The following is a 14,463-nucleotide window of genomic DNA, read 5'->3' on the forward strand; positions in this document are numbered from 1 at the left end:
AAGGAGCAGGCACAGTGCAGCGCTGGCGTGGCTTGGAGGACATCCCCCAGGACTGGGGGCGCAGCGTCGTCACCATCGGCTCCTACGACGGCGTCCACCGCGGGCACCAGCTGATCATCCGGCATGCCGTGGACCGCGCCCGCGCCCTGGGCGTCCCCGCCGTCGTCGTCACCTTCGACCCGCACCCGAGCGAGGTCGTCCGCCCCGGCACCCACCCCCCGCTGCTCGCCCCGCACCACCGGCGCGCCGAGCTCATGGCCGAGCTGGGCGTCGACGCGGTGCTGATCCTGCCGTTCACCACCGAGTTCTCGAAGCTGTCCGCCGCCGACTTCGTGGTCAAGGTCCTCGTCGACAAGCTGCACACCAAGGCGGTCGTCGAAGGACCCAACTTCCGCTTCGGCCACAAGGCCGCGGGCAATGTGCGGTTCCTCGCCGAGCAGGGCGAGGTCTACGACTTCGGCGTCGAGGTCGTCGACCTGTTCGTGTCCGGTGAGGCGGGCGGCGGCGAGCCGTTCTCCTCGACGCTCACCCGCCGACTGGTCGCCGAGGGCGGGATCGAGGGCGCCGCCGAGATCCTGGGCCGCCCGCACCGCGTCGAGGGCGTCGTCGTCCGGGGCGCGCAGCGCGGCCGTGACCTGGGCTTCCCCACGGCCAACGTCGAGACCCTCCCGCACACCGCGATCCCCGCCGACGGCGTCTACGCCGGCTGGCTGCACGCGCAGGGCGAGGCCATGCCGGCCGCCATCTCCGTCGGCACCAACCCGCAGTTCGACGGCACCGAGCGCACCGTCGAGGCGTACGCCATCGACCGCGTCGGCCTCGATCTGTACGGCCTCCACGTCGCCGTCGACTTCCTCGCCTTCGTCCGCGGCCAGGCCACGTTCGACACGCTGGACGCGCTGCTGGTGCAGATGGCCGACGACGTACAGCGCTGCCGGGAACTGGTCGCGGCGGCCGAGAAGCCGTAGCGGATCAGCCTTCGCGGGCGTGCGCCCAGTGGCACGCCACCTGCGCCGCACCGCTCCCGTCGGGCATCCCCGGATCCCGCTCCCGGCACGCCCGCGCCACCCCCGCCCGGTCCGCCGCACCGCCCGCCAGAACCGGACAGCGGGCGTGGAACCGGCAGCCGGAGGGCACCCGGGACGGGTCCGGGGGCTCGCCGGTGAGGATCACCGGATCGCCCGTGGCCTCGGGCAGCACCGACAGCAGCGCCCGCGTGTACGGATGCCGGGGTGCCGTCAGGACCCGCTCCACCGGCCCGGTCTCCACGATCCGGCCCAGATACATCACCGCGACCCGGTCGGCGATGTTCCAGGCCAGCCCGAGGTCGTGCGTGACGACCAGCGCGGACAGGCCCAGCCGGTCGCGCAGCCGCAGCAGTAGGGCCAGGATCTCCCCGCGTACGGACGCGTCCAGCGAGGCCACCGGCTCGTCGGCGACGAGGAGTTCGGGCTCCAGCGCCAACGCGCCCGCGATGACCACGCGTTGGCGCTGACCGCCGGACAGTTCGTGCGGATGGCGCAGGAAGAAGCGCTCGGGCGGCCGCAGCCCGGCGCGGGACAACGCGTCTGCGACGGCGGCGCGTTCGTCGCCGCCGAACCGGTGGATGCGCAGCCCCTCCGCCACGGCGTCGTACACCGTGTGCCGGGGGTTGAGCGAACCGCTCGGATCCTGCAGCACCAGCTGTACGCGCCTGCGGTACGCCTTCAGGGCGCGGCCGGAGTACTCCAGCGGCCGTCCGTCGAAGGAGACCTGGCCGGCGGTCGGCTCGACCAGCCCGAGCAGGGCACGGGCCAGCGTCGTCTTGCCACACCCCGACTCACCGACCAGGGCGACGATCTCACCGGGTCCGATGTCCAGATTTACACCGTCCACGGCCCGGGCGTCGGGTGCCCCGCGCCGCCCGGGGAAGGCGACACGCACGCCTCGCGCGCTGAGCAGGGGAACACGGGCAGGGGTCATGGATGACGGGGCCTCGCTTCCTCCGGTTCCCCGGCATCCACTGGATCCGGCCGGGAGGCCGGACTGTCGCCCGGTGTGTCGTCACGGGCATCACGGCCGCCGTTCGCCGGGTCCTGCCCCGCAGGGGAGGGGGCAGCCGCGTCCTCGGCCGGAGCGTCCCGCGGGGGAGCCGGGCCGTCGGCCGCCGGGGTGACCCGTACGCACGCCGCCCGCCGGTGCGGGCCCGCGGCGCGCAGCGGCTGGTCCTCCGTCGCGCAGGAGGTCAGCGCCACCGGGCACCGTGGCTGGAACGCGCAGCCCGGCGGCAGTGCCGAAGGGTCCGGGGGATCGCCCGGCAGTCCGCGGGGGGCGAAGCGGGACGCCGGGTCGCCGATGCGGGGAAACGCCGCCGACAGGGCCTGCGCGTACGGGTGGCGGGCGGCCTCGTAGATCCGGGCCGCCGGCCCCTCCTCGACCACCCGGCCCGCGTACATCACCGCGAGCCGGTCGCAGGTGCCGGCGAGGACCGCCAGATCGTGGCTGATCATGATGAGTCCCACGTCCTGCTCCGCGACGAGCTGCTCGATCAGCCGCAGGATCTGCGCCTGGATCATCACATCGAGCGCGGTCGTCGGCTCGTCCGCGATGATCAGCCGGGGGTCGCAGGCCAGCGCCATGGCGATCATGACACGCTGCCGCTGACCGCCCGACAGCTCGTGCGGGTAGGCCGACGCGCGCGCGGCGGGCAGCCCGACGTGCTCCAGCAGCTCCCCGGCCTTCTTCCGCGCCCCGGCCGGGGTGGCCTTCCGGTGCAGCAGGACCGGCTCGGCGATCTGGTCACCGACGCGCCGCACCGGGTTGAGGGAGTGCATCGCCCCCTGGAACACGATGGAGGCCCCGGCCCAGCGCACCGCCCGTACCCGGCCCCACTTCATGGCCAGCACGTCCTCGCCGTCCAGCAGGATCTCCCCGCCGACCCGGGTCCCCGCCGGCAGCAGCCGCAGCAGCGCCAGCGCCAGCGTGGACTTGCCGCACCCCGACTCCCCGGCGAGGCCCAGCTTGCGGCCCGCCTCCAGCCGCAGGTCCACCCCGCGTACGGCGGCCGCCCCGCCCGCGTACGTCACCGTCAGGTTCCTGACGTCCAGCAGGGTCAACGGGACACCCCCAGCCTGGGGTCGAGGACGGACTCCACGGCCCGCCCGCACAGCGTGAACGCCAGCGCCACCAGCGCGACGGCGATGCCCGGCGGCACCAGATACCACCAGTGCCCCGCACTCACCGCCCCCGCCTCCCGGGCGTCCTGCAACAGCCCGCCCCACGACACCACCGTCGGATCACCCAGCCCGAGGAACGCCAGCGTCGCCTCCGCGAGGATCGCCGAGGAGATGATCAGGGTCGTCTGCGCCAGCACCAACGGCATCACATTGGGCAGTACATGCCGGGACATGATGTGCCAGTGCCCGCCGCCCAGCGCCCGCGACCGCTCGATGTACGGCCGGGTCTCCACGGCCAGCGTCTGCGCCCGGACCAGGCGGGCCGTCGTCGGCCAGGTCGTCACCCCGATCGCCACCACGATCGTCAGCAGCGACCGGGACATCACCGTGGCCAGCGCGATCGCCAGCACCAGCGTCGGCATCACCAGGAACCAGTCGGTGATCCGCATCAGCACCGTCGCGTACCAGCCCCGGAAGTGCCCGGCTGTCACCCCGATCACCGTGCCGATCGCCACCGACAGCACCGCCGCGAGCAGCCCCACCAGCAGTGACACCCGCGCACCCCAGATCACCAGACCGAGCAGGTTCCGCCCGAACCGGTCGGCGCCGAACGGGAGTCGCGTGCTCGGATGCTCCAGCGGGCTGCCCGGAGCCCCGGTCACATCGGCCACGTCGGAACCGACGAGCAGCGGAGCGGCCAGGGCGAGCAGCGCGAACAGCGCGAGCGTGGCGAGCCCGAACAGACCGGCCCGGTGCGTGCGGTACCGCCGCCAGAACCGCAGCGCCGACGCCCGGCGCCGCTGCCACGCCAGGGCACGAGGGCCGCGCGCGGCCGGCGTCCGCTCGGTCGTCATCGGCCCACCCGGGGATCGAACAGCGGATAGAGCAGGTCGGCGAGCGTGTTCATCACGATCACCGCTCCGGCGAACACCAGGAACAGCCCCTGTACCAGCGGCAGATCGGGCACGCTCAGCGCCTGGTAGAACAGCCCGCCGAGACCCGGCCAGGAGAACACGGTCTCCACCAGGATCACCCCGGCCACCGTCCGCCCGAGGTTGACGAAGACCAGCGTCACGGTAGGCAGCAGGGCGTTGGGCACGGCGTGCCGGCGCCGTACGAGATCGTCGCGCAGCCCCTTGGCCCGCGCCGTCGTCAGATAGTCGCTGCCCATCTCGTCCAGCAGCGCCGACCGTGTCACCAGCAGCGTCTGCCCGTACTCCACCGCCACCAGCGTCGCCACGGGCAGCACGAGATGGTGCGCCACGTCCACCACGTACGCGAAGCCCTCCTCGCCGCCGCCCGACTCCATGCCACCCGTCGGGAACAGTCCCGGCACCGGACCGATCCCCACCGACAGTGTGGTGATCAGCAGCAGCCCCAGCCAGAAGGACGGCAGGGAGTAGAGCGTCAGCGCCAGCCCCGTGTTGAGCCGGTCCCCGATCCGCCCGTGCCGCCACGCCGACCGGGTGCCGAGGGCGATGCCGAGCGCCGTGTAGAGGACGAACGCGGTCCCCGTGAGCAGCAGGGTGTTCGGCAACGCCTCCGAGATCTTGTCGACCACCGGCGCGCTGAACTGGTACGAGGTCCCCAGATCACCGGTGAGCGCCTTGCCGCAGTAGTCGGTGAACTGCTGCCACAACGGCAGGTCGAGCCCGAATTCCCGCCGATACGCGGTCAGTTGCTCCGCCGACACCTGGCGTCCGCCGGTCATGAACTTCACCGGGTCGCCCGGGATCAGCCGGAAGAGGAAGAAACCGGTGACGAGGACGGCGAGAAGGGACACGGCCGCACCGGCCACCTTGCCCGCGACATACCGCGGATAGGCGGTGCCTGCCCTGCGGGCGGCCCCCGCGCCCCCTGCCGGTGCGGATGCCGCGTCCGTGGTCGTCGCCACCCCGCCCGCCCCGCCTACTCGCGGTCCTCGGCCGTGGCGCGACGCCGCAGCGCCATGAACGCGCCCAGCCCCGCGAGGACGACGACTCCCGCCACGATCCCGATGACCACGCCCGTCGACGACGAACCGCCGCCCGTGTCACCGGAGTCCGCGGGCACCGCCGACCACCAGCTCCAGTAACCGTCCTGGCCGTAGATGTTGCCCGCCTTCGCCGGCATGGTGGTGATCGACGCGATCTGGTCCGTACGGTACGCCTCGACCGCGTTCGGATAGGCCATGACGTTCATGTACCCGAGGTCGTACAGCCGCGACTGCATCTGCCGTACGATCTCCGCCCGTTCACCGGCGTCGTACTCGGCGAGCTGCCGCGCGTAGAGCTCGTCGTACGTCTTGTCGCAGATGAAGTTGTCGGTCGCGCCGGTCTCCTCCGGGGTCGCCGGAAGGGCCGCGCAGGTGTGGATGGAAAGGACGAAGTCGGGGTCGGGGTTGACCGACCAGCCGTCGAAGGCGAGGTCGTACTCGCCGGCCAGCCAGGGATCGGTCACATTGTCCAGGCAGTTGAGTTCGACGCCGATGCCGAGGTCGCCCCACCACTCCTCGAGGTACTGGCCGATCGCCTTGTCGTTCGGGTCCGTGGCGTGGCACAGCACCCGGTAGCTGAGCGGCTCGCCGTCCCTGCCGACGCGGTCGCCGTCGCCGTTCTTCCGGTAGCCGGCCCGGTCGAGCAGCCGGGCCGCCTCCGCCGGGTCGTACGCCAGTTCCTGCTCGGGCGACGGCTCCCAGAAGTACTGCGCGTAGCGCGGCGGGATGTAGCCGGCGCCCTCCACGGCGTGCCCCTGGAACACCTTGTCGATGACGGTCCTCCGGTCCACCGCCATGAACAGCGCGTTCCGCACCCGCTGGTCGAGCAGTGACGGATGCCCGTCACCCATCTTCTCGCCGTTCTTCGCCTTCGCGCCCGGGTTGGTGGCCAGGGCGTAGAAGCGGCGGCCCGGGGCGTCGTTGACGCGGATGTTCCCGTCGCGCTTCAGCGAGGCGGACTGCGCGGGCGTCAGGGACGGCGACCCCGCGACGAACGACACCTCGCCCTTGCGCAGCGCCGACACCGCCGCGTCCTGGTCCTTGTAGTAGCGGAAGACGAGCTCGTCGAACTTCGGTGCCCCGCGCCAGAACTCCTTGTTCGACTTCAGCCGCACATAGCTGTCCGCCTTGTAGTCGGTGAGGATGAACGGCCCGTTGCCGACGAGGGGGAAGTCCTTGTCGTTGTTGAACTTCGAGAAGTCGTCGACCTTCTCCCACACGTGCCGGGGCACGATCGGCACGTCCAGCGCCGTCATCGTGGCCTGCGGCTTCTTCAGCCGGATGACGAGTCGGGTGGGGCTCGGCGCGGTGACCTTCTCGAAGTTGGCGACGAAGCTGCCGTTCGCGGTGGCCGCGCCCGGGTCGCTCATCATCGTGTTGAACGTCCAGGCCGCGTCCTTCGCGGTGGCTTGCTCGCCGTCCGACCACTTCGAGTCCGAGCGGATGGTGTACGTCCAGGTCAGCTTGTCCGGCGACGACTCCCACCGGGTGGCGAGACCCGGGATGACGTGGTTGTCCTCGGCGTCGTAGTTCGTCAGGTACTCGTAGGTGAGGCGGTGGATGCTCGTACTGAGCAGCCGTACCGCAAGGAACGGGCTGAGCGAGTCGACGCTCTGCGCCACCGCGACGGTGAGCACCTTGTTCCCGTCGCCGGCGCCGTGGGCCTGCTGCGGCGCCGGGCCGAGCGTGGCGAGCCCGGCGCCGAGCGTGAGTGCGGCGGCACCGCCCGCCATGACGAGCCGGACGCGGTGACGGCCGCTGTACTGATCGTTCGTTTCCATGGTCGCTGACCTCGCGTCATCGCTCGCACGGGAAGGGCGGGTCGATCAGATGAGTGATGAGTGTGTCTATCAGCGGCGGCTGCGACCGTCAACGGCGCATGTGACCCCATGTGGCCTGCGACAACGCCGAGTTGATGGCGTGCGGCCCGCCCATTGGTCGAGACCGGTGACGCGTTCCTGGCCAGGGCCTGACGGGCCCGCCCGGACCCGGCAGACGCGAAGCGGCCCCTCGGGAGGGGCCGCTTCGGTGGGTGGTGCGGTGGCCTACTGCTGACCGGGGTGGGGCGGGTACGGCTGCCCCGGCACCTGGCCCGGCATCTGCGGGTACGGGTGGCCGGGCTGGGCCGGGGGCGGTGCCGGCTGGGCGTAGGGCTGCCCGGGCGCCGGCTGCTGCGGATACGCGCCCGCCTGGCCCGGAGCGGGCTGGCCGGGGAAGTGCTGCCCCGGCATCGGCGGCGCGGCGACCGGCGGCGGGTTGCCGTCGGAGGTCCACAGCCCGTGCGACTGCTGATGACGTACGAAGTCCTCGGCGACCAGCGCCGCGAGGTTGAAGTACGCCTCCCGCACCTTGGGCCGCATCATGTCGAGGTCGACCTCCGCACCGGCGGCCAGATGCTCGTCGAACGGTACGACGAGCACGCCCCGGCACCGGGTCCGGAAGTGCGCCACGATGTCGTCGACCTTGATCATCTTGCCCGTCTCGCGCACCCCGGAGATCACGGTGAGCGACCGTGACACCAGGTCCGCGTACCCGTGCGCGGACAGCCAGTCCAGCGTCGTACTGGCACTGCTCGCACCGTCCACGGACGGTGTGGAGATGATGATCAGCTGGTCGGCGAGGTCCAGCACCCCGCGCATGGCGCTGTAGAGCAGACCCGTGCCCGAGTCGGTGAGGATGATCGGGTACTGCCTGCCGAGCACGTCGATCGCGCGCCGGTAGTCCTCGTCGTTGAACGTCGTGGACACGGCGGGGTCGACGTCGTTGGCGATGATCTCCAGCCCGGAGTACGCCTGCGACGTGAACCGCCGGATGTCCATGTACGAGTTGAGGTACGGGATCGCCTGGACGAGGTCACGGATGGTGGCCCCGGTCTCGCGCCGCACCCGGCGGCCGAGCGTACCGGCGTCCGGGTTGGCGTCGATCGCGAGGATCTTGTCCTGCCGCTCGGTGGCGAGGGTGGAGCCGAGCGCGGTGGTGGTCGTCGTCTTGCCGACACCGCCCTTGAGGCTGATGACGGCGATGCGGTAACAGGACAGCACCGGCGTACGGATCAGCTCCAGCTTCCGCTGCCGCTCGGCCTCCTCCTTCTTCCCGCCCAGCTTGAACCGTGAACCACCGGACGCGGGGCGGCTGCTCTTCGCCTTCTGCTTCTTGCTGTTGAGCAACCGGTCCGAGGACAGCTCCACGGCGGCGGTGTAACCGAGGGGCGCGGCACCGGGGTTGGTGGGCTGCCGGTGGTCGTGCTGGATGGGCTGCGGCCAGGCGGCACCGGCGCGGGGATCGACGGGCTGCTGAGGGGGCTGCCCCTGCGGCGGCACACCGGGGTGCGGCTGCTGCGGCTGCTGCTGCCCGGGGGCGGCGGGCTGCTGCGGCTGCGCCGGCGCGCCGGGCTGCTGCGGGAAGCCGTACCCGGCGGGCTGGGCCGGGGGAGCCGGCACGGCTCCGGGCGGGAAGCCGTCCGCCTGCGGGCCGGGCGCGGGTGGGGCCGCGGCACCGGGCTGCTGCGGGAAGCCGTAGCCCGCCGGAGGCTGCGGGGCACCCTGCTGCGGGAAGCCGTATCCGGCGGGCTGGCCGGGGGTGGGCTGTGGCGGAGTCTGGGGTGCCGCGGCGGGCTGCTGGGGGAAGCCTGCGTTGGGCTGCGGGTCGGGGGTGGACGGAGTGCCCGGCTGGGGCTGCGGAGTCGCGGCACCGGGGGCGCCGCCGGTGGGCGGGAAGCCGTATCCGGCCGGGGGAGTCGGGGCGGAGCCCGGCTGCGGCAGGTAGAAGCTGGTCTCGGCGCCGACTGCTGGCGCGGGCGGGGTCTCGGGCTGCGGCGCCGGGGCGCCGGGCGGGAAGCCGTAGCCGGACTGCGGGGCCGGGGGCGGGTTCCAGGCGGCGGGCGCGGGCTGCGGTGCCTGCGGCTGGAACGGCGGCTGCTGGGGCTGCGCGTCCGCCGGCTGCACGGGGGCCTGCGGCGGCTGCGGCGGCCACTGACCGGCCGGCGCCGGGGCAGCGGGGTACGCGGGCGGGACGTCGGGCGCGGCAGGGACGGCGTCCTGGGGCGCGCTGTCCTCGGGGGCCTCGTCGGGCACCTCGTCGGCCGGCACCGCGTCGTTCACCGGCTCGGCGTCCTCGGGCTCACCGGCGGGGGATGCGTCCGCCACCGGAGCGTCCTGCGGCTCGTCCTCCGGCTCGTCCTCCGGCTCGTCCTCCGGTTCCACCGGCGTCGCGTCGTCCGACCCCTCGGTCACCGGGGACTCGGCGTCCCCGGTTTCCACGTCCTCGGCGTCGGTGACGTCGACCTCGTCGGACTCCCCGGAGGGCTCCTCGGAGTCCGATTCCGAGTCCGAGTCGGATGGGGAGTCGCTCTCGACCTCCTCCTCCTCCTCGGCGGCCGGCTCGGGCCGTACGTCGTCCTCCGCCTCCGCGCTCGCCTCGGGCTCGGCCTTCGGCTGATCCTCGGGCTCGTCCTCCGCCTCACGCTCCGCGATCTCCCGCTTCAGCGCCGCGACGGAGAAGCGGATCGTCGCACCGCTCTCCAGATCACCGTTGTCGTCCCCGAACCCGCCGGCCGCGACGTCCGGCACAGCCGAGGGCGAAGCCGCACCGGAGTCCGCGGGCTCGCCCGCCGCCTCCGGCCGCTGCGGCTCGAACCCGCTCCCCGCCGGCAGCCTCGGCACGGCCACGGGAGCCCCCGACGGCGGTGCGGGCGGCGCGGGCGGCGTGAACGGCGCGGCAGGCGCCGGAGGCGTGAACGGGGCGCTCGGTGCGGACACGGGCGCGGGCGGAGTGAAGGGCGTCCCCGGCGCGGGCGCGGGCGGCGGTACCGGAATCGCCGACGGCCCGCCGGCCCCCACGGCGTGCGGCGGCGGAGTCAGCCCCGGCAACGGCGGAATCGGCCCGCCGGACGAAGGCGCCGGGGCCGGAGCGGAAGGCGTGGACGGCGGCGTGTCCGAGGAACCCGAGGAACCGGAGGAAGCGGACGAACCCCCCGGCTCCGAACTCCCCGAAGCGTTCTGCGTGTACCAGGCCGGCGGGGCGTAGTCGATGGTGAACTCGCCCGTCGTCTCGATGGCGGACTCGGCGTCGGGCTGGTCATCGCCGGGTGTCGCCCAGCCCCCGCGCGTCCCGTCCCGATCGCTGCTCACAGTTCCTCCTGATTGGTCGTGCACCCTCATGCCACGCTGGGGCGACCGTGTTTGTCGTCCGTAGTGCTTCGCAGTGGTCCGAAGCCGCTCGAGATCGTGCGAGGTCCTCCGATGCCATCGGTCTCCCCCGCTCTCACCCGGGACGCCGCCGCCCGGTTCACGGGTTCCGACGTCACGCCCACACCCAGCCTAATCACCACCCGCCCCCCTGTGGCAGGCCCGCCCGCCCCCCTCCACAGGGCGCAACAGGGCGCAACCGGTGGGCAGTCGCCCGACATCCACCCGCAAACCGGGCATCAACGGCATCCATATGGGCAGGAAGTGAAAGCCGGGTGACGAAACGGCACCCCCGTCGACCCGGCCCGCTCAGTCCATCCGGCGGGGCATGCCCAGCAGACCGGTCTCCGCGTCCGTGGGACGGGTCGTCACATACTGCCGGTCGCCGTCGGCGCACCAGAGCGTCACCCCGTCGGCGAGGGCGGGCAGCGACTCCACCTCGGCCCGGGGAAGGCCCATCGTCCTGCCCAGTTCCGCCGCCTCGTCGGGCGAGACCCGCTGGATGCCCGCCAGCCGCGCCTTCCGGAGCAGCCCCGGCGCGACAGGGCTCAGATACGGCAGCAGCGTCAGCAGCGACTGCCAGGGCCCCGAGACGACCCGCCCCCGGGGCGGCCGCATGCCGCAGTCCCGCACCACCAGCACGGGCGTCCCCGCGGACGCGCCCTGCGGCGGCACGCGCCCCACGTCGTACACCGTCAGCCCGTTCTGCCCGCCTCCCATGGCGTGCAGCATCCGCTGCCAGGCCTGCGGGCGCCCCGTCTCCACCGCGACCCGCGCGCCGGTCGCGGCCGCCCGCAGCGCGAGCACCTGCGCCGTCCACAGCCCGCCGATCAGGACGACGTCGTACGGCGTGGGCCGGTTGAGCCCGAGCACCGCGGGCCGGCCGTGGGCGTCGACACCCGCGATGACCCCGTCGTCGCCGATCGGCAGCGCGAGCGCGTCCACCTGGTCCACGGACAGCGTGTGCCGTCCGTGCCGGGGCCCGGCCGGTCCGAAGCCGCTGAGCAGATGCCGGACCGGCCCCCGACCACCCGGGCCCGCGTCGCCCTCGCCGGGTACCGGCGGCCCACCGGCCGCCGCCGTGGTCGATGTCGTCACCGCGTACCTCCCAGCGGCAGTGTGGCCAGCATCGCGGGCATCTGCTCCCGGTCCAGACGCGTCAGGCCCGCCCCGGCCTGCCGCGCGGACTCCTCCAACGCGCGGCGCGCCGCCACCAGTTCGTCGTCAGCGCGGCCGGTCACCCGCAGATGCCCGGACAGGGACACCTCCTGGCCCTCCGTGTGCGCCAGCGTGAGGCTGAAGGTGGTGGCGAGCGCCGGAACGGCCGTGACCCGGGCGACGAACCGGGGCAGCGCCGGCCCGTCGCTCCCACCGGTCCCGGGCCAGCGCCGTATCCAGTACGTCGTGTGCCGGCGGTTGTCGCAGCGCCAGCTGCGGCCGGACTCCTCGGTCCGCCGCTCCCTCGTCCCGGCCCGCCCGGCCTCCGCCGTCACCAGCGGATTGGCGCACGCCGACGTGGCGAGCGCGGCGATCAGCTCCTCCTCGTCCAGCACCGTCGTGCGGAAACCGGCCCCCGTCAACCGGCTGGCGAGATGATGAGCCGCGCGGGCGACACACTTCCGCGCCCCGACCGGACCGCCGCCGCGCGCGGCCACGGCCTCGGGACACAGCTCGGGGTCCAGCTTCAGCGCGATCCACGTGATGCGCACCGCCGGGACCTCCGTCCGCTCCTGCAGCGGCGCGTAGTTGGCGACCGCCACGGACTGCGGCGGCAGATGCGGCGCGGGAGCGGGCTGGGTGTGCAGGACGATCTGCGCCGACTCCAGCCGGATCCCGTCCACTTCGAGCGCGTCCCGCACCAGACCGAGCGGCAGGGGTTGCCGGCTGGGCTCCGCGCGCAGCGCGGTGAAGTCGGCCTCCACCTGCACGACCGCCGTGACGAAGGTGCCGTCGCCGATGATCCCCACCGGCCGCCGGTCCCGTACACCGTGGGAGTACGTCCGCAGCGCGGGGGCGCATTCGAGCACCGGCGCCAGCCCCGGCTCGGTCCCCGGCGGCACCTCGGCGGTCGCGGCCCGCCGCTGCCGCGCCTTCAACGCCTGTGCCGTGGCCAGCCACTCGGGCAGTGAGCGACCGCGACGGCGGACGACGGCCAGCGCCACCAGCACCACGGCGACGACCACGGCCGGCACCAGGACCACCGCACCGGCCACCCAGCCGACCAGTAGCACGGCCGCGGCGATCTCCAGCAGCACGAGTCGTTGCAACCGGAACGAACCCCCCTGGCCCGGACGTGTTCGGAGCCGCAGCGAACCCCGTACGGGCGCCTCGCCCGCCGCCGGCCGGCCCGCGCCTTCCGGACCGCCCGCCGATGCCCCCGCCGGCCCGCGCACCCGCGTCCCCGAAGCCCGCACTCCATCCCCCCGCTCTGGTCACCGCCCGGGCAACTGCCCTGCCACGGCCCGGAAAAGCCCGTACCCTACCTGCTCCACACGCACCGGCGATCACCAGGCATAGTAGGGGGCCGGTCCGACAACGGGCGGCCCGGGATTCGGTCCCCGGGGGCGGTAGCGGGGGAGCTGTACTCACTCATGGCATCACGGCGGGACGAACTCAACGCCTACACGTTCGCGAAGCGGCGCATGCTGGCCGCCTTCCTCCAGCCCTCGCCGTCGGGCACCGAGGAGGGAGCACCGCGGCCGCTGCGGGCCGTCGTCCCCAGTCTGGTGGTCGGCGCTCTGGTACTGGGCGTGTTCGGGGCCTGGGGCATGTTCCAGCCCACCGCCCCTCCCGGCTGGGACGAGCCCGGGGCACGGGTGATCGTCGGCAAGCAGTCGACGACCCGTTACGTCGTGCTCGACACCGACGGGGTCACCCGCCTGCACCCGGTGCTCAACCTCACCTCGGCACGCCTGCTGATGAAGGACGCGGGATACAAGGTCGTCCAGGTCGACGACAAGATCCTCGACTCCGGCGAGCTGCCGCGCGGACCGATCCTCGGCATCCCCTACGCACCCGACCGGCTGCCCTCCGCGGACGAGGCCGGCCGGGCCAAACGCTGGGCCGTCTGCGCGCAGCCCGGCGGCAAGGACGGAAACGGCACGGTCCAGCAGGCGACGTTCGTGCTCGCCGGTGCCGACCGGGAGAAGACCGAAGGCAAGGGCCGGCTGTCCGGCGGTGACACGCTGTACGTGAGGACCCGCACCGGTGAGCGGCATCTCGTGGACGCCCGCGGCACCTCGTACGCCGTCACCGGCACGGAGACGGACCCGCTGACCATCGCGCTCGTCGGCTCCCGCAAGCCCCAACCCGTCGCCAGGGAATGGCTGTCCACCCTCCACGAGGGCGCCCCCATCCGCTTCCCCCGGCTGCCGACCGGCGTCGGCGACCCGGCGAACGTCCCGGGACAGCTGTCCGCGGACGAGAACAGGGTCGGCATGGTCCTGCGGACCGAGACCGGCGAAGGCACCCGGTACTACGTCGTCCTGCCCGGCGAGGTGCGGCCGGTCACCGAGTTCACCGCCTGGCTGCTGATCTCCTCGCCGCAGACGGCCCCCCTCGACATGAACGGCAGGGCCCGCACCGTGGGCCTTCAGGACTTCACCGCCGCCCCCGAGCCGTTCGCCGGCCAGCCCGCCGACTGGCCGGACCGCAGGGCCCGCCAGGTCAACTCGCCCGACGGCGGCCGCGACACGGTGTGCAGCGTGCTGCGCGACGTGGGCCGGGACAACTCGACGGTCCTCAGCACCTGGGCGGGCAGCGGCTACCCGGTCGACATCACGGCCGACGGCACCAGCACCTATGTCACCCCGGGAACGGGCCAGCTCTACACCCAGATCCAGGGCACCGCCTCCGACGCCGGATCCCTCTTCCTCGTGACCGATACCGGACTGCGGTACGCCGTCCAGGCCAACGGCGACAGCGACAGCGACACCTCCGACATCGGCGCCGCGGACCCCGGCGAGGGCGCCGAGGCCCCCGAGCCCAGCGAGGCCCAGGTCAAACTCGGCTACCAGAACGTCCGTCCGGCACGGATCCCGCTGGCCTGGTCCGAGTTCCTCGCCAAGGGTCCGCGCCTCGACACCAACGGCGCACGTCAGCCCCAGGGTTCGTGACCGCCCGCCCACGCAGACGTACAACAGGAAGG

10 protein-coding genes are annotated in these 14,463 nt (G+C 73.3%); 2 read left to right on the top strand and 8 right to left on the bottom strand.

Annotated features, from left to right (window positions below; genetic code table 11):
• The first annotated feature begins 14 nt into the window (after positions 1 to 14).
• Positions 15 to 968 carry a bifunctional riboflavin kinase/FAD synthetase gene (locus IF28_RS0110490; RefSeq protein WP_078621030.1) on the top strand — a complete coding sequence of 318 codons (954 nt, stop codon included), beginning with the start codon at positions 15 to 17 and terminating at the stop codon, positions 966 to 968.
• 4 nt (positions 969 to 972) lie between these two features.
• Here IF28_RS0110490 and IF28_RS0110495 read toward each other — a convergent pair whose 3' ends face one another.
• The 8 genes from IF28_RS0110495 to eccE all read right to left on the bottom strand — a co-directional run bounded on the left by IF28_RS0110495 (position 973) and on the right by eccE (position 12,730).
• Positions 973 to 1,962, bottom strand: coding sequence for an ABC transporter ATP-binding protein (locus tag IF28_RS0110495; RefSeq protein WP_030216837.1), 990 nt, complete (start codon positions 1,960 to 1,962; stop codon positions 973 to 975).
• Positions 1,959 to 3,095 (bottom strand): ABC transporter ATP-binding protein, encoded by a 1,137-nt coding sequence (locus IF28_RS0110500; protein ID WP_030216840.1) that lies wholly within the window; start codon positions 3,093 to 3,095, stop codon positions 1,959 to 1,961. Before IF28_RS0110500 ends, IF28_RS0110495 begins: the two co-directional genes overlap by 4 nt.
• Positions 3,092 to 4,009, bottom strand: a complete 918-nt coding sequence (locus IF28_RS0110505; protein WP_030216843.1) for an ABC transporter permease — start codon at positions 4,007 to 4,009, stop codon at positions 3,092 to 3,094. Before IF28_RS0110505 ends, IF28_RS0110500 begins: the two co-directional genes overlap by 4 nt.
• Positions 4,006 to 5,049 (bottom strand): ABC transporter permease, encoded by a 1,044-nt coding sequence (locus tag IF28_RS0110510; RefSeq protein ID WP_030216846.1) that lies wholly within the window; start codon positions 5,047 to 5,049, stop codon positions 4,006 to 4,008. The genes IF28_RS0110505 and IF28_RS0110510 overlap by 4 nt, the downstream gene beginning before the upstream one ends.
• A gap of 14 nt (positions 5,050 to 5,063) precedes the next feature.
• Positions 5,064 to 6,911 carry an ABC transporter substrate-binding protein gene (locus IF28_RS0110515; protein ID WP_030216849.1) on the bottom strand — a complete coding sequence of 616 codons (1,848 nt, stop codon included), beginning with the start codon at positions 6,909 to 6,911 and terminating at the stop codon, positions 5,064 to 5,066.
• Positions 6,912 to 7,175: 264 nt separating this feature from the next.
• A complete protein-coding gene (locus IF28_RS0110520) occupies positions 7,176 to 10,259 on the bottom strand; it encodes an SCO5717 family growth-regulating ATPase (protein ID WP_030216851.1) in 3,084 nt (1,027 codons plus the stop codon).
• A 366-nt stretch (positions 10,260 to 10,625) separates the two neighbouring features.
• Positions 10,626 to 11,414, bottom strand: a complete 789-nt coding sequence (locus IF28_RS0110525) for a hypothetical protein (protein ID WP_030216853.1) — start codon at positions 11,412 to 11,414, stop codon at positions 10,626 to 10,628.
• Positions 11,411 to 12,730, bottom strand: coding sequence for a type VII secretion protein EccE (eccE, locus tag IF28_RS0110530; protein WP_199808975.1), 1,320 nt, complete (start codon positions 12,728 to 12,730; stop codon positions 11,411 to 11,413). The genes IF28_RS0110525 and eccE overlap by 4 nt, the downstream gene beginning before the upstream one ends.
• A 177-nt stretch (positions 12,731 to 12,907) precedes the next feature.
• On the opposite strand from eccE, the gene eccB reads away from it, so the two are divergent.
• A complete protein-coding gene (eccB, locus tag IF28_RS0110535) occupies positions 12,908 to 14,431 on the top strand; it encodes a type VII secretion protein EccB (RefSeq protein WP_030216857.1) in 1,524 nt (507 codons plus the stop codon).
• The last annotated feature ends 32 nt before the right edge of the window (positions 14,432 to 14,463 follow it).

Source organism: Streptomyces sp. NRRL WC-3626, assembly GCF_000718785.1.
GTDB lineage: Bacteria > Actinomycetota > Actinomycetes > Streptomycetales > Streptomycetaceae > Streptomyces > Streptomyces edwardsiae.

Coding starts and splice junctions, on each gene's coding strand:
- IF28_RS0110495 (WP_030216837.1), bottom strand. CDS start 1,962: ATGACCCCTGCCCGTGTTCCCCTGCTCAGCGCGCGAGGCGTGCGTGTC.
- IF28_RS0110505 (WP_030216843.1), bottom strand. CDS start 4,009: ATGACGACCGAGCGGACGCCGGCCGCGCGCGGCCCTCGTGCCCTGGCG.
- IF28_RS0110515 (WP_030216849.1), bottom strand. CDS start 6,911: ATGGAAACGAACGATCAGTACAGCGGCCGTCACCGCGTCCGGCTCGTC.
- eccB (WP_030216857.1), top strand. CDS start 12,908: ATGGCATCACGGCGGGACGAACTCAACGCCTACACGTTCGCGAAGCGG.